The sequence below is a fragment of the Tolypothrix sp. VBCCA 56010 genome (genome assembly GCF_050875635.1).
Taxonomy (GTDB): Bacteria; Cyanobacteriota; Cyanobacteriia; order Cyanobacteriales; family Nostocaceae; genus Hassallia.
On record NZ_JBPAOH010000168.1, the window covers coordinates 1 to 16249 of the forward strand.

Below are 16249 nucleotides of genomic sequence, written 5' to 3' on the forward strand. Positions count from 1 at the left end.
AGCAGTTACACCTAGACGAACCAATCCTGTAAATAGCGAACCGACACCACCAGCAGTTACACCTAGACGAACCAATCCTGTAAATAGCGAACCGACACCACCAACAGTTACACCTAGACGAACTAATCCTGTAAATACCGAACCGACACCACCAACAGTTACACCGAGACGAACCAATCCTGTAAATACCGAACCGACACCACCAGCAGTTACACCGAGACGAACTAATCCTGTAAATACCGAACCGACACCACCAGCACGTACATCTACACCTAGACCATCGACACCGACGTATTCCAACCCGACACCGGAGCCTTCACAACCTCGTGTTCCTTCAAGACGGGGCGATCGCAAGCCAGCTACTAATCGAAGTGTAGAAAATTCGCCTGTTTCTCCATCTAGAAGACTTAATTACAAGCAAATTAACTTTGTAGATATCGCCTTCGGTGTTTTGGCTCCGGGTGACTTTAAGTCTCAAGGTAGATATTTTCATTTCTACCAGTTTCAAGGCAGAGCAAACCAACTGATCCAAATTAGACTAGGTGGCAGTGTCGATCAACGCCGCTCAAATAACCTAAGCTTAGATCCGTTCATGTTTTTGCTTGACCCCAACAACAACGTTCTGTTAAAAAGAGGCAGTGGGGGAGCCAGTGAAGTTAAAGATGCTTTCGTATTTGTCCGACTGCCTGCAAACGGTACTTATACGATCGCAGTCACTAGTCAAAATCCTGGCGATAAAGGTCGCTACAGTCTCGCACTCAGAAATGACCGAGCTAGCTACAGTCTAGACTCCCAAAGCGAACTGACACCTCAAAGCCTAAGAAGGCAAGATGGCAGCGTTTACGATATTTCCAAGTTTCAAGGCAAAAAAGACCAACTTGTTAGTATTCGTGTAGATAGTGTCTATGAAGAATTTTCTCCTTATATAGTGTTGCTGGATTCTCAAGGCAAAATAGTCGCCGCTGATAATGCCAAAGATGGCAAGTACAGTGCTTTAATTGACCGAGCTAGGTTGCCTAAAGATGAAACTTACTACGTAGTGGTGATTTCTAGTAATTCACTTCAACGCGGTAAATACCGATTGACTGTTTTCTAATTTTAACTAAACAGGCGGGAAGTCCCCCGCCATGCGGATGCAGATTTGGCTCAGGGATGAAAGACGAGTGAGATGACGATTCCATCCCCAAACAGTCTGACTCTTCAAGCGCTCTTTTGTGCAGTGAGGGGATGGATGAGGAAACGAGCAAATCTCTGATATAATGAGACATCTTGACCATCAATGCCATAAGCGAAAACCAAGCTAAACGGTACATGTTGCAAGAAAAAGATTTGGGTCTTGGGAACCAGGACTCCTGCCCTTGGAGGGAATGTAAGACCAATAGAACGACTGTGTTCTGAAGGCTATTCCCGTTGAATTGGGAAGCCCACACTTACCGCGTAGCAAAAGTGTGTGGTAGTTCACTGAGACATCCGCCAAATCTTGATAGTTTTGTCCTTACTACCACTGGCAATCTGCTGTCCATCGGGACTAAAAACGACAGACCAAACTCTGTTGACATGTCCAGTTAGAGTGCTGATTTGCTCTCCCGTAGTTAGATTCCACAATTTGATAGTGTCGTCCCAACTAGCACTAGCTAAAGTTTTGCTATCGGGGCTAAAGGCAACAGACCAAACTTTATCGCTATGACCTGTTAGGGTGCGAATTTCTTCTCCGGTAGGTAAATTCCACAATTTAATTGTGTCGTCCCAACTGCCACTGGCAAGAGTCTGTCCATCTGGACTGAAGGCGACAGAATTAACAGCGGCATCATGACCTTTTAATGAGCGGATTTCTTTTCCTGTTGCCAAATTCCACAGTTTTATGGTACTGTCAAAATTATTACCACTGGCAAGAGTTTTGCCGTCAGGACTGATAGCGACAGATGTAACTACATCACAATTCGCTTTCAGCGTGCGGATAACCACTCCGGTAGTAACATTCCACAGTTTGATTGTCTGATCCCAACTGCCACTAACTAAACTTTGCCCATCTGGGCTAAAAGCGATCGCCTGAACTGAAACTGAATGTCCCCTGAAAGTGCGGATTTCTTGTCCGGTAGCCAAGTCCCACAGTTTGACAGTCTTATCACTACTGCCAGTGGCAAGAGTTTTGCCATCGGGACTGAAAGCGACGGAATTAACCCAGTCAGAATGCCCTTTTAGGGTACGGAGTTCCTGTCCCGTCGCCAGATTCCACAGTTTGATGGTCTTGTCAGTACTAACGCTAGCAAGCGTCCGCCCATCAGGGCTAATAGCGACAGCCCAAACTGAATCGGAATGTCCTTTCAACGTCAAGTTGGGCGAAAAGGTTTCCCCAAGTGTCTTTAAAGGCTGATTAGAACCAGATGCAGCTAAGGGAAACTCCCAATAGAAAATTGCGCCAAATCCCAAAAGCGCGATCGCAGCACCAGTGAAAAGTTTAATTTTGAAGTAAGTCATGGTTTACAGACCTTACAGATTCCGCAGTTAAACAACTTCAATGCTGCGCTCTTTAAAGATAGAACTCAGCATTGGAGGTGTTGTGGAAATACCTTTATCTACTCATTAAAGCGATCGCATTCCAAATTTTCTGCCACATTTTGTTATCTTTTTTCTCCTAATCGCAAAAAATTAGGCATTGACATTAGGGATGGAAAGAGGGGGGGACAAGGGGAGGGGGAGAAAGAATTATTCTCCTTGTCTCCTTGTCTCCTTGTCCCCCATTCCCCCATTCCCTAATTAGACACTCGCCAAATCTTGATGGTATTGTCCTCACTACCGCTGACAAGGGTTTTGCCATCGGGACTAAGGGCAAGGGATGTCACAGTTTGGGAATGTCCCAAAAGGGTGCGGATTTGCTTTCCGGTATCGATCTGCCACAATTTGATCGTTTGGTCGCGACTGCCACTAGCAAGAATTTTGCCATCGGCACTAAAAGCGAGGGATGTGACTGTTTTGGAATGCCCGGAGAGTGTACGAAGTTGCTGACCGGTGGTAAGATTCCACAATTTGATCGTTTGGTCGCGACTGCCACTGGCAAGCATCTTACCATCAGGGCTGATGGCGACGGATGTCACGGTTTGGGAATGCCCCATAAGGGTGCGAATTTCCTCACCGGTTGCCAGATGCCAAAGTTTAATGGTGTTGTCAAAACTACCGCTGGCAAGAATTTTTCCATTTGGGCTGATGGCGACAGACCGAACCCAGAATGAATGTCCTTTGAGTGTGCGAATTTTTCTGCCGGTATCGAGATTCCAGACTTTGATAGTATTGTCATCACTACCATCAACAAGAGTCTTGCCGTCGGCGGTGATGGCAAGGGCATGAACTGAATCAGAATGCCCTACAAGAGTGCGAACTTGTCGTCCTGTATCGAGATTCCATACTTTAACTGTTTTGTCCTCACTACCACTAACCAGTTTTTGTCCGTCTGGGCTGATAGCGAGGACATTAACCCTGTTGGAATGACCTTTTAGGGTATAAATTTCCTCTCCGGTTGCCAGATTCCATACTTTGATAGCGCGATCGCTATTACTGGCAATAGTGTTACCATCTGGACTGATGGCGACAGACAAAACCGAGTTATGAAAACCATTGAGTGTTTCGGTTAAAGAAAAGTTCCCAAAGTTAATTGGTGAAGGATGTCTTAAAATCGCTTCTATGCTATCAGGATTAATCTTTGGTTGATTCAAACTAGACGATAAGCTGGTTTCTAAACGGCGAGATTGCTTATACCAAACATCTCCTAATCCCAATAACATAATTACACCACCTATCAAAAAGAAATTTCTCAGTACTGCATACTGTTTTGGTAAAGATGGTGCTTGAGTTGGTGGCGGTTTTACAGCCGAGTATCGAGTTGTTGCTGGTACTTGCAGTAACTGTTTTTGAGTTAAATCTCTGAGAACTTCATCAACTGATTGATAGCGCTGCTGAATCTCTTTTTTTAACAGCTTGTCGAGAATCCAATCCAATTCATTATTAATCGGACTTTTTAAATATTGCCGCCAATCTGTAACCCAGCCATACCCATATTCCATCCACAACTGAAAAGGAGAAATTCCCGTTAGCAGATGAAAGCAAGTTGCACCCAAACCAAACAAATCACTAGATGGATAAGCTTTTCCATCCCTAATTTGTTCAATCGGGGAATAGCCATGCGAACCAATTGAAGTGCCAATTTTATTTTGTACTCTTGCCGTTAACTGTTTTGAAGACCCAAAATCTATCAAATTTAATCGCCCGTCACTTTGAGATCGGATAATATTTTCCGGTTTGATATCTCGGTGAATGACTCCGCGATCGTGGATAAACTTCAAGATTGGTAATAAGTCTATCAATATTTGTTTAATTTCCTGATAGTTATAACCTTTCCGTAACTGCAACTCTTTTAATAAATTGTGTCCGTCGATAAACTGCTGCACCAAATATAGACAGCCGTCTTGCTCAAAATAAGCTAATAGAGTTGGAATTTGCGGATGTTGTCCGAGTTCTTGCAGTCGTTTTGCTTCTGCTTGAAACAACTCCATTGCTTTTTTTTGCGCCCAACTGCCTTCAAATTTTGGCGCTAATTGCTTGATGACGCAGCGATCGTTAAGTTTATCGATATCTTCTGATAGATAGGTTCTGCCGAATCCACCCTCATCTGAAAGTACTCGAATTACACGGAAACGATTTCGCAACAGTGGCACGAGAGGAGTGCTGCATGTTTGACAAAACTTCTTTCCTTCAAGATTTAGGGGATTTGGGCAATCGGGATTTATGCAGCAGATCATGATCTGATGGGCGCGACTGCGTGACCAAAACTAGGGTGTAGGGTGTGGGGTGTAGGGTGTGGGGCGAAGAATGAGAAAACTTGGCATTTGTATACACCCCGCCCCGGAACCTATAGGGTACAAGCCCCCACCAAAATCTCCGATTTGGTGGTCTTGAAGAGCGTGGCGGGTGCAAGGAAAGAGCTAATTCTCCCTACACCCTACACCCTACACCCTACCCCCTTCTTGTTGACAAATGATGCTAAGTTTGCCCCAAATTTTCCCTTAATAAAATTGGCTCTCGTGTACTTTTGGTAGATAACCCAGGTTTTGGGGAGTGGGGAATTACTTATTAGTATACGGAATGCAATTAATAGTCAGTTTTCCTAAACTCCGGAAAACCAAGAGAGCCGTATGATTTATTATTCTCCCGATTATACAATAATCTGAACAAAAATTTTTTTCTGATTCTTAATTTTCTCAAATTAGTTTATACATTGGCATTTCGCAATTCTTTTAGTGTTAATTGAAACTTTTTTATAAGTTTCCATTACTGACACTGAATTGAGTAAAAATGTTTGTTTGTTAATAGATGAATAGCGTAGTTGTGTAAGTTTTGCCACTTCTGCAACTAGCTTATCGGGGTCAAAAGGCTTAAAAATAAGTTCCTGAAAGCCAGCTTCAAAAGCTTTCGCACGCGCTTGCGGATGTGCATAACCCGTCAGAGCAAGTGCAGGAAGAAATCCTCCGATCTTAGCTTCAAAGCGTCTGATAGAGCGAATCAGCGAATAACCATCTTTACCTTGCATACAGATGTCGCTGATTAAAACATCTGGCTTTGATTCTTCTATCGCTTCAATGGCTTGATCCACCGATGTTACGGTCTTCACCTGTGCCTGATAATCTTCAAAAATAACTTTAACCAGATACAGGCAATCGATATTGTCATCTACTACAAGTATTCGCAAGTTACTAAGAGATGATTTGTCAACTTGTGGTGTTTTTAGCGATGTGCTTTCTTGAGTATGTGAATCGCATTCATTTGTTTGACACATTAATTACCGCCTTTAGTCGGTGAAAGCGATTGGGAAGTCGAAATAGGCAGATAGTTAACGCTATCTGCCTGTAGAGATATTTATGAGAGAGAAGTTAAGTTTTTCTAACTATAATTATTTTCGTGTAAATATAGTCTGAAAACTTTTAATTTAATATTTATCTAATGATTGTGTAATATAATTTTATATCTGCTTGATGTAGCGACCATTACAGGTGGCGATCGCATCGACAAATATATGAAAAATCTGTTTTAATTATTAATTTTTATTATTAATTAGATACTTCAGGTAAGCAACCCCTAAATTTCGGATGATTTTTGGCATTAAGCTTTGCTTTCCATTCGCGAATAGCGCTAGCGGTGCGTGCTACAGGTGACAGGTAATCAGAGGATTCTGCGTTTCCAATACTTTTACCTTTCTTGGGTTGGGTAGTTAAACAATTCGTCAAAGTCGGCAAATAGCTTTCCAAGCCTAAAGAAGACATGACATCATTAATTGTTTGAAAACGCTCTGATAACGACACCTTCACCATTTTGCCCAAAACTTGAGCAAAGTGGTCACTGATGTCTACATGTTTTTGCCAACAGATATCACCGGTATTCGAGTCATACTCAAATTCAAAAGGTGCTTTGCCAGTTAACAGATAAAGGCAAGTTACTCCGACTGCGTAAATATCACTAGCATAAACTGGACGCAGGGAAAACTGTTCTGGTGGGGCAAATCCCATAGTCCCGACAAAATTTGTTGAGACGCTTTTATGTTCTTCGCTGTCACTAGTTTCGATTAATTTCTCTTTAACTGCGCCGAAATCAATTAAAACTACCCGTCCATCATCTTTACAGCGTAGTAAGTTCTGGGGCTTAATATCGCGATGAATTACATGATGTTTATGAACGTATTGCAATACTGGCAGTAATTCGTGCAAAAACTGTTTAACTGCGGTTTCGCTTTTGGGACCAGTGCGTTTGATTTCCCCTGCCAAAGTAGAACCGGGCACGTATTCTTGAACTAAATAAAATTCCTCATTTGCTTGAAAGTAATCTAAAAGCATGGGAATCTGAGAATGACTGCCAAGCTGACCTAAAGTTTTTGCTTCTTTTTCAAAGCGCGAACACGCTCGTTGCCAGCTTTTCGGACTACTTACCTTGGGACAAAGCTGTTTAATCACACACAGAGGATTCCCCGGTAACATCATGTTTTTGGCGAGAAACGTGATGCCAAAACCACCTCTGCCCAATATTTTCAATATTGCATAGCGATCGCGAAATAACTGCGCTTGACCGCACAGTTGACCAAGTTGAGTCTGCTTTAAAATATCCGCATGAAAATTTGACGTTTTCGGAGGAAAGCTATTCATCAGGCTATTAGGGGGGTTTTGCTGAAAAGCTGCTAAATGTCTTTAATTTAACGATAAAGATTCTTTTACGCCAATAGCATTACCGTTTCTTTGCAAAATCCTCCAGGGGATGGGGAGTGGGGAGAGGGGGGGAGTGGGGGAAGACAAGGAGAGGGGGGGATGGGGGGATGGGGAGAAAGAAGAATTATTCTCCTTGTCCCCTTGTCTCCTTGTCTCCTTGTCTCCTTGTCTCCTTGTCCTCCTTGTCCCATGACGGCAGGTGCCTCAACGGAGGGAACCTCCGCACGGCACTGCCTCCCCAATTCCCAATTCCCTACGGTACTTCAATCGGAATCAAAGTATTTTCCGGCAAATAGTTGCTGAAACGCCCTTCATCGGAAAGCACTAAAATCAAGCGCAGGGGATAATCTGGTGGAACTTGCAAATCTGCCCACGGTACCGCCACTTCTAAACAAGTATCTAAAGCTACTTGAGCGCGATTGAAACGGGGAAGCCATTGATAATTTTCCCCAGCTTCGCGAAACTGAATCGATTGCGTCAGCAAATTAATTGCTAAATGATGGTGGAAATGATAATTAACTGGTGCTGCATCCGGCACATCCGCTAAGGGAATCGGGCTGTTGTGCATTGTTTTATCAGGATAATACCAAAGCAAATTTAACTCTGCTGGCAAATCTCGCCCTGGTGCGGCGCCACTTTTTAAATCTACCCGTAGATAGAAATTCAGGTGATCCACGCCATACCAAAGTCGCTGGATGACGCTGCTATTATGCATTGTCCCCCGCGCCCCGCCGATTTCTATGCGTCCGGCTTTGTCCCAGTCTTGTTCATCGCCTTTGCCGTCAATTACTGGATGAATAAAGCTTTGTGGGCGATGATCTGTCTTTGCTGTGTGGTTTTCTACTTCTTTTTTCAAATACGAGGGTATAGGTTCATTTAACGCTTTGTAAATGCCATACAAGTGTTCGCGGAACAACTGGTCAAACATGGCATCTTGATTTGAGGAGTGTCCCTCACCAAACCACCAGAACCAGTCGGAACCTTCGGCAGCGTATAAAGCTTCCCAGGCTTCGGGATTGTTTTCTTCAGTCGCTTCTGGATGATTGGCGAGGGTAAGTCTGGCATGTGTGAGGTAGTCCCAAGCGCGATTTTTGGCGGGATCGCCGATCCAGGTGGTGAAACTGCCATCTACCCAAGAACCGCTATGCAGTTGATTTCCGGGGATAATTGCTGTGGGGGGAAACTGTTCGATAAATTCGGAGACGGTAACGAGTTTCAGATTTGGTTCGTTACTTAAAGTTTGATATAAGGCTTCTAAGAAAAGTTTGCCATCTTGGGGATAAAATTCCCAGCAATTTTCGCCGTCTAGGGCGATAGTAACTAACCAAGGTTGTTCGCTGGGGCGGTCTTTTTGCATTTTGGCGATCGCCTGTAAATGTCCCACTAAATCGGCGGAGGCTTGTTTTGGCTGCATTGCCCCGTAGGTAAAGCCGATCAAGTCTGATAACCTGTGGTCGCGAAAGACGATCGCCAAATCACCAGCGGTCGTTTCTAAACGATACGGGCGGTAAAGTAATTCTGGTTGCAACACGTTCCCCGCCCCATCACGGTGGAAGAAGTGTTTTATTGTCCACCCTAAGACTGCTTCATCTGAGCAAATCCACTTATATCCTTGTTTAATAATATCCGGAAGTATCGCCGGACTGACTGATTGTTCTGAGGGCCACAATCCACGCGGTTCTCGCCCAAAGCGGTCTTGATATAAATCCCACGATTTCCGCAAGTGCCTGGGAATGTCTTCTGCCCATTGAAAGCGGGTTTGGGGCAATGTCATATTTGGCACTGCAACCCGTCCGGAGTTGGTATCGGCAAGTAGAGGCAAAATCGGGTGAGTGTAAGGCGTGGTCGTTACTTCCAATTGCCCAGCGTCTTGCATTTTGCGGTGTTGCGGAATGATTTGGCTGAGGATTTGGCGCTGTTTAGAGTAAATGCGTTGGCGATCGCCTAAACTAAAATCCTTGCCCTGCTTTAACCAAGCCGCAATTTCCGGATCGTCCCAAAACAGCGGATCGATCCACGCCAAGTTGTGCCAAGCCAGCAAATCGCCGTAATCTGGCAATTGCCAATTTGCTAAACACCAATCTTGTCCTTGTTCCTGCCTTTGCTGATACAACTGAGCATAGCGAGGATGCGGATCGATCAAATTGTGGTGATTGGCATCAAAAAAATGTTCGATGATAAATTCCCGCTGTTGAGTCGTCAGTTGTTCAGCGGGTGTCAGACTCGCTTCTAAGTAAGGGTCAAAAGCAGTGCCAGCAACGTAATCTTCTAATTGCAATATCAGCGAAGGAACTAAATTCACCGTTTGGTGTAACTTAGGATACCTTTCTAAAAGTAGCACCAGATCGAGATAATCCTTAGTGCCGTGCAAACGCACCCAAGGCAGACGGTAATGTTGACTACTTTTCACAGAAACGCCGCTGTCAGGAGATTTGTACAGCGGCTGATGTTGATGCCAGATAAAGGCGACGTAAAGGGGTTGAGACATATGGCATAGTTAGGAGGAGCCAGTTGTGTGCGGGGGTTCCCCCCGTTGAGCAACCTGGCGTTTAAGAGTTAGGAGTCAAAAGTTAAGTCAAAACTCATAACTTCTAACTCCGCTCCTCCTAACTTTTACATTACTTGTTCCACTTCGGCAATTTCTGGAATCTTTTCGCGCAGACGGCGCTCAATACCCATTCTCAGTGTCATTGTGGAGCTTGGGCAAGAACCACAGGCACCTTGCAGCCGAAGCTTGACAACAGGACCATCGAGTTCTACCAGTTCCACGTTGCCACCATCAGACATTAAATATGGGCGTAATTCATCCAAGACTGTTTCTACGTTATCAGTTGTCAGTTCCATAAGTTTAGACCTCGTAAATAAATGATGGAATTGGGTAATGGGTAATTGGTAATTGGGCATTGGTAATTGGGCATAGGGCATTGGTAATAATTCTTTCCTCATTACCCATTACCCATTACCCATTACCCATGCCCCATGCCCCATGCCCCATGCTTTAAGATTTTATTTTCTCGCTTTATTAAATTGATCGTAGATCCAATTGCAGCTAAATTGCTTTTCGTTGTTTGTCGGTTATCCTTTGCTATCAACTCTTGACAAATTACTAAAATTTTGCTAATTCAAGCAGAATCTTGGAATAGCTAAACGATGTAGTGAGCGGCTCTATCGATTAAAATCTAAGATATGAGCGGTGAGCCAGCGCGGTCTTCTCCCAAAGGGAGAGGCTAACGCCAAGGGGAGCCATTGCGTTGGGCGGGTCTCCCGGCTTGAAGCATCTGGCGTGGTTTCCCCCATGAGCGACTGGCGAACCCGTTCGCGCAGCGTCTCGAAGAGAAGGGTAAACCGCTCACTACGAAGAAAAAGTAGATTTTATGTTAATTACGCCCATTTAGTTAATCTGGGGTGTCAATTTCACTCGGTAAAACCATAACTGGCTGTTGATATAAAGGTACTGTGAATGTGACGGTTGAACCAAGCCCTTCGCCTAAGCTGTAAAAATTGACTTCACCACCCATTGCTTCTACTAGCTTCTGAGATATTGCCAATCCTAAACCTGTACCACCATATTGGCGAGTACGGGAACCATCTACTTGCGAGAATAATTGGAAGAGTTTGTCTTGTTTATCTAAAGAAACGCCAATACCGGTGTCTGCTACACGCACTCTGACCATACCAGGAAATTGCTGGTCTTGAAATACTACTTTTTTGCGAACTACGTCAGCGCTGAGAGTTATACCACCTTCATGAGTGAATTTTATGGCGTTGCCAACTAAATTGATGATTACTTGCTTGAGACGCAGATAGTCACCGTGGACAATTATTTCATCGGAGGTATCGGGGGTTTGCATCTCGAAGCTGAGGTTTTTCTGTTCGGCTTGCATGTGCATGGAATTTCCCACATCACTCAATAACTCGTCCATATTTACTGAACGGAGTTCGAGATCCATTTTGCCGGCTTCGATTTTGGCAAAGTCTAAGATGTCTTGGATGATATCGAGTAGGTGTAGAGATAATTTATGCGCTTCTAGCAAAAATTGGTTTTGTTCTTCAACATCATCTGCCATACCGTCCAAAATCAGCCGTTGAAAGCCGATCATCCCATTTAGGGGGGTACGAATTTCGTGGGATACATTGGTGAGAAATTCGGTTTTCAGACGCGAGGCTTCTTCGGCTTTTTGACGCGCTGCTTCTAATTCTTTATATAATGTGGCGTGAGCGATCGCTGTTCCTAATTGATCTGCTACTTCTTTTGCCAAGTCTAATTCTAATGAAGTCAACTTGCTGCACTCTGAGCGCAAACTGACGGCTATTAAAGCATTCGGTTGGTCTTGATGGCAAGTCGCAACTACTAAAATTTTCTCTTGCCCAAACTTTCTATGCTTGGGCTTATTTTCAACAATTGGTTCTAGGGTTGCTAAAGCTTGAGCAAATGCACCTTCAGTTGCTAAATCTATTTCTAAGCCTAGCATTGAGTCAAATTCTGGCTTGTGATACTCTGCTATTATCGATACCTTTGTGCTGTGTTTTTGGTATGGACAGATAATACAGCGCTCTAACCGCAGTGCTTTTCCTAAACTGTCAACTGTTTGTTGCCAAATAATATCTAAATCTAATGTCCGCCGAATATTTCTGGTAATTTGACTTATCAGCTTTCGGTATTGATGCGAACTTAAAGCTAACTCTAACTCTGTTGGTTGTGGGGCTGGCAGATGTACTGCTTTTTTGTTGCTTTTTGTTTGTAGCAATCGTCCCATTACTAAAACTGTTGTCGTGGCTGTGCCTAAGGTCGGCATAATTGGGCTGATTACCAACTCCAACTCAAATAATTCCTGACGATAGCTAAACCAGCATTGACACCTTTCCGGTACCAAATTTTTGACAATTCGCCCTAAACGTTGCAAATAGGCAACCTTTTCCACCGGGGCGAAAATTTCATCCCGATTTAGATCGCCTATTATTTGCTCAGAATTTATCCCTAAGCGATCGCCTGCACTCCAATAAAATGTCAGGTAATCTCCTGTGATGTCTTGGGTGTACACCAACTCCGAACCGAGAGTTGGTACTGAGTTGTCAGCAATACTTGTAATAGATTTCAGATTCTTCGACAATAGATTCGCAAGTTGGGAGTTGGCAGTAATACTCATGACTTGAGCTAGATAAACAAACGAGACTCCGCAAGAGTTTAGCAAAAGCTGCTTAAAGTTTGGCATAATTTATTACAGCTGTGCCAGACTCGCAATGTTTTTTTCGCCTATCTGTTATCTTCGACAAAAAAATTTACATTAATTTACATAAATTCATCCTCTGTTTATAATTTATCTCGGATAAGTCAATCATTCCATTCCCCGCGTGGTGGAACAGGTGTACGGTAAGGAGTACGCGTCAGTTCATCATCTCTGGGAACTTCACCGCGCAACCACTGACGAATTGCCACCTCAATCACTTTACTGGGATCGTTGGTCAAATGCTGAATTTGCTCTACTAACTCAGAATCAAGGTGGATAGCGATTTCTACCTTATCGGCTTGTCTATTTTCCGCATCGGTAGCTTTTTGTTTGATATTCATAGCTTTGTATAAGGAGAAATTCATCTTGTCAAAGGCTTTGTGAAGAAGACAATCATACACAAGTAGTTGATTTGACAAGTCTTCGTTTCTTGGAGTTCGATTTTCGACTTATACTGCCAAAGTAGCAGTAAGCGTGGAATGAACTCACAATTTTTAGAGAATCCTGACAAAACAATAGCTCTATAAATTTTCTGTTGTCAATCAGCAATTTCCGGGCGATCGCACGCTCGTGCGATCGCCCCGAAGGGGTGTGTACTTTTTGCACTTCTTCATGTTTATTGTACGCCGATGGTTGTTCAATACCAGATGCTATAGATATAGACCTTCATATTTCTCTTAATTGGGCATTGGGCATTGGGCATTGGGCAATGGGCATCGGGCAATGGGCATTGGGCATTGGGAATAGAAAGAAATTCCATCCCCCCCGCCCCCCATCCCCCCATCCCCCCATCTCCCCATTTTCCATTCCCCGTTGAGAAAGCATTACAATACATGAAGTAAATTGCATATCTTACTCGGTTGCCGCTTAATTAAAGAAGTATATGACTGACGTTCCCGCAGCTCGCATTCGCAATTTTTGTATTATTGCTCATATCGACCACGGGAAATCTACCCTTGCTGACCGCTTGCTGCAAACCACTGGTACGGTGGAACAGCGGCAGATGAAGGAACAGTTTCTCGACAACATGGATTTAGAACGGGAGCGCGGCATTACAATTAAGCTGCAAGCTGCCCGGATGAATTATAAGGCAAAAGATGGTCAGGAGTATATACTGAATTTAATTGATACTCCTGGGCATGTTGATTTCTCGTATGAAGTATCGCGCAGTTTGGTGGCTTGTGAAGGCGCACTTTTGGTAGTTGACGCTTCCCAAGGTGTAGAGGCGCAAACTTTGGCGAATGTATATTTAGCACTAGAGCATAATCTAGAAATTATCCCAGTTTTGAATAAAATAGACTTGCCTGGGGCAGAACCAGACAGGGTAATTAGCGAAATTGAGGAAATTATCGGGCTAGATTGCAGTAACGCGATTCTTGCTTCTGCTAAAGAAGGAATTGGCATCGATGAAATTTTAGAGTCAATTGTGGAGCGCGTACCACCCCCACAGAATACGATAGATCAACCTTTAAGGGCGTTGATTTTTGATAGCTACTACGATAGCTATCGGGGAGTGATTGTTTATTTTCGGGTGATGGATGGCAGACTGAAAAAAGGCGATCGCATTTATTTGATGGTGTCGGGTAAAGAATACGATATTGATGAGTTAGGTGTACTTTCTCCCACTCAAAAGCAAGTTGATGAACTCCACGCTGGGGAAGTTGGTTATTTAGCCGCATCGATTAGAGCTGTAGCTGATGCACGGGTTGGTGATACAATTACCCTCAGTGCGAAAAAAGCTCCGGAACCTTTGCCTGGTTACACCGAAGCGAAACCGATGGTCTTTTGTGGGATGTTCCCCATCGATGCTGACCAATTTGAAGACTTGCGAGAAGCTTTAGAAAAGCTACGACTCAACGATGCCGCACTGCACTACGAACCAGAAACTTCTAGCGCAATGGGATTTGGCTTTCGTTGCGGGTTCTTGGGGTTGCTGCACATGGAAATTGTCCAGGAACGCTTGGAACGCGAGTATAATTTAGATTTAATTATTACAGCGCCGTCAGTAGTTTACCGGGTGACTACAAATAAGGGTGAAGTACTGTACATCGATAACCCCAGCCGTTTACCTGCGCCCAATGACCGCGAAAAGATAGAAGAACCTTACGTTCAGGTAGAAATGATTACGCCGGAAACGTATGTAGGTACTTTGATGGAGTTGTCGCAAAATCGACGCGGTGTCTTTAAAGATATGAAGTATCTTACCAAAGGACGCACCACACTGACTTACGAGATACCTTTGGCGGAAGTTGTCACCGACTTCTTTGACCAAATGAAATCGCGATCGCGTGGTTACGCAAGTATGGAATATCACATCATCGGTTATCGCGAAAATCCCTTGGTGAAGCTGGATATCATGATTAACGGCGATCCGGTGGATTCTTTGGCAATGATTGTCCACCGTGATAAAGCTTACGGTGTTGGGCGATCGATGGCTGAAAAACTGAAAGAATTGATTCCGCGACACCAATTTAAAGTGCCAATTCAAGCGAGTATCGGTAGTAAGGTTATCGCTAGCGAACATATTCCCGCTTTGCGGAAAGATGTGTTGGCAAAATGTTACGGTGGTGACATCAGCCGAAAGAAGAAACTCTTGCAGAAACAAGCAAAGGGTAAAAAGCGGATGAAATCTTTGGGTACGGTGGATGTACCGCAAGAAGCTTTTATGGCTGTGCTGCGCTTAGATCCGCAGTAACTTCCTGGTTCCCATGCTCTGCATGGGAATGCTATCATTAAGGCTCCGCCTTTAAAGTTCGAGGCAGCAGCCCAGTAACGAGGGAAATGATATCCTTATTTTTGAACTTCTGCGCGGACGATATCGATTGACAGTCCCAACACCTCTGCTATTTGCTCAATACCTAACCCCATTTGCAGTAAACGAGGAATCGCATCAAGTATCGCTTGTTGAGCCTGTTGAGCTTGTTCTTCTGGCGTTGGGTAGCGATTCCCCTGCTCATCATACCAAGATAAAACTTCGCGTTGAATAATTCTAGAAGGGTCAGGCGATGTCTAACGACAAGCCGCTTCGCGTCTACGCCCAATTCCTAAATTTATCTCTGGCATCCAAAATGGTTCTCTTTTTTGCAATTCGTAAGAACCATCAATCAGCTTATAAACTTCAAATGGTTGATGGCGATCGCGTTGCCAATATTCAGGATTATAAATGACGTAGTATAATACTCCCAAATTCGCATAAATTGCGGCTTTGGTGTCGTACTCTTCTCCTGGTGTCCAGGAAACCACCTCTAAAACAAGCGTTGGTGGTATATCATTTTCTTCCCAGACAACATAGCTTCTGCGAGATTTTCCTTGTTTGCGTCTTTCCACACCCAAACTCAAAAAACCATCGGGGACAACCGGGACTCTAGGATTCACTCCGGTGGTGTGGTAAACTCCCATATCGACAGCGAAAAACCAATCTTGGCGAGTTTTCCAAATCGCTTCTAGTAAAAACAGCAGAAAGTTAGGGATAAAATTCTGGTCTTCGTTATCCACAGGTGTATCGTCGGAACAGCAAAGTTCTTCGCTGCTAGGTAAATATTGTCGTAGGTTGGATGACATCATAAACAAATAGCACCATCCGACAGGCATTTGGCATTGTTTTTTATTATAAAAGCTGTGGGCTAGAAGGCGATCGCACTCGGATTTAAATAACTTTCTCAGTGAATCATATAAAAAATATCTGAAAAATTCGTAGTATAGCAGTTCCCATTCAGATGCGGTACAACATTATATCGTCGCGTGTAGGGGCACGGCAGTGCCGTGCCCCTACGGGTG

At 43.9% G+C, this 16249-nt stretch carries 14 protein-coding genes; 2 read left to right on the forward strand and 12 right to left on the reverse strand.

Annotated features, from left to right (window positions below; all coding sequences use genetic code 11):
- On the forward strand, positions 1-1096 hold a 1096-nt coding region (locus tag AABK37_RS34915), incomplete at its 5' end, for a pre-peptidase C-terminal domain-containing protein (protein WP_432556051.1).
- A gap of 362 nt (positions 1097-1458) precedes the next feature.
- Here AABK37_RS34915 and AABK37_RS34920 read toward each other — a convergent pair.
- From AABK37_RS34920 to AABK37_RS34970, 11 genes are all read right to left on the reverse strand, one after another.
- Positions 1459-2478 carry a WD40 repeat domain-containing protein gene (locus AABK37_RS34920; protein ID WP_432556052.1) on the reverse strand — a complete coding sequence of 340 codons (1020 nt, stop codon included), beginning with the start codon at positions 2476-2478 and terminating at the stop codon, positions 1459-1461.
- 143 nt (positions 2479-2621) lie between these two features.
- Positions 2622-2750, reverse strand: a complete 129-nt coding sequence (locus AABK37_RS34925; RefSeq protein WP_432556053.1) for a hypothetical protein — start codon at positions 2748-2750, stop codon at positions 2622-2624.
- A gap of 3 nt (positions 2751-2753) precedes the next feature.
- Entirely contained in the window at positions 2754-4793 is a 2040-nt protein-coding gene (locus AABK37_RS34930) for a protein kinase domain-containing protein (protein ID WP_432556054.1), read from the reverse strand.
- Positions 4794-5257: 464 nt separating this feature from the next.
- The gene (locus AABK37_RS34935; protein ID WP_432556055.1) at positions 5258-5827 is read right to left on the reverse strand and encodes a response regulator; all 570 of its coding nucleotides are present in this window, start codon (positions 5825-5827) and stop codon (positions 5258-5260) included.
- Positions 5828-6098: 271 nt separating this feature from the next.
- Positions 6099-7184 (reverse strand): protein kinase domain-containing protein, encoded by a 1086-nt coding sequence (locus tag AABK37_RS34940; RefSeq protein ID WP_432556056.1) that lies wholly within the window; start codon positions 7182-7184, stop codon positions 6099-6101.
- 65 nt (positions 7185-7249) lie between these two features.
- Positions 7250-7486, reverse strand: coding sequence for a hypothetical protein (locus AABK37_RS34945; RefSeq protein WP_432556057.1), 237 nt, complete (start codon positions 7484-7486; stop codon positions 7250-7252).
- A gap of 11 nt (positions 7487-7497) precedes the next feature.
- Positions 7498-9732 (reverse strand): glycoside hydrolase, encoded by a 2235-nt coding sequence (locus AABK37_RS34950; RefSeq protein ID WP_432556058.1) that lies wholly within the window; start codon positions 9730-9732, stop codon positions 7498-7500.
- Positions 9733-9857: 125 nt separating this feature from the next.
- Positions 9858-10088, reverse strand: a complete 231-nt coding sequence (locus tag AABK37_RS34955; RefSeq protein ID WP_432556063.1) for a NifU family protein — start codon at positions 10086-10088, stop codon at positions 9858-9860.
- Between the two features lie 551 nt (positions 10089-10639).
- Positions 10640-12391: a sensor histidine kinase gene (locus tag AABK37_RS34960; protein WP_432556064.1), complete on the reverse strand. Its 1752-nt coding sequence runs from the start codon at positions 12389-12391 to the stop codon at positions 10640-10642.
- A 185-nt stretch (positions 12392-12576) separates the two neighbouring features.
- Entirely contained in the window at positions 12577-12813 is a 237-nt protein-coding gene (locus AABK37_RS34965; RefSeq protein WP_432556059.1) for a hypothetical protein, read from the reverse strand.
- Positions 12814-13149: 336 nt separating this feature from the next.
- Positions 13150-13272: a histidine kinase gene (locus AABK37_RS34970; protein WP_432556060.1), complete on the reverse strand. Its 123-nt coding sequence runs from the start codon at positions 13270-13272 to the stop codon at positions 13150-13152.
- A gap of 83 nt (positions 13273-13355) precedes the next feature.
- On the opposite strand from AABK37_RS34970, the gene lepA reads away from it, so the two are divergent.
- A complete protein-coding gene (gene lepA / locus AABK37_RS34975) occupies positions 13356-15167 on the forward strand; it encodes a translation elongation factor 4 (protein WP_432556061.1) in 1812 nt (603 codons plus the stop codon).
- Positions 15168-15481: 314 nt separating this feature from the next.
- Here the strand turns inward: lepA and AABK37_RS34980 are convergent, their stop codons facing one another.
- The gene (locus AABK37_RS34980) at positions 15482-16036 is read right to left on the reverse strand and encodes a Uma2 family endonuclease (protein WP_432556062.1); all 555 of its coding nucleotides are present in this window, start codon (positions 16034-16036) and stop codon (positions 15482-15484) included.
- Between the last annotated feature and the right edge of the window lie 213 nt (positions 16037-16249).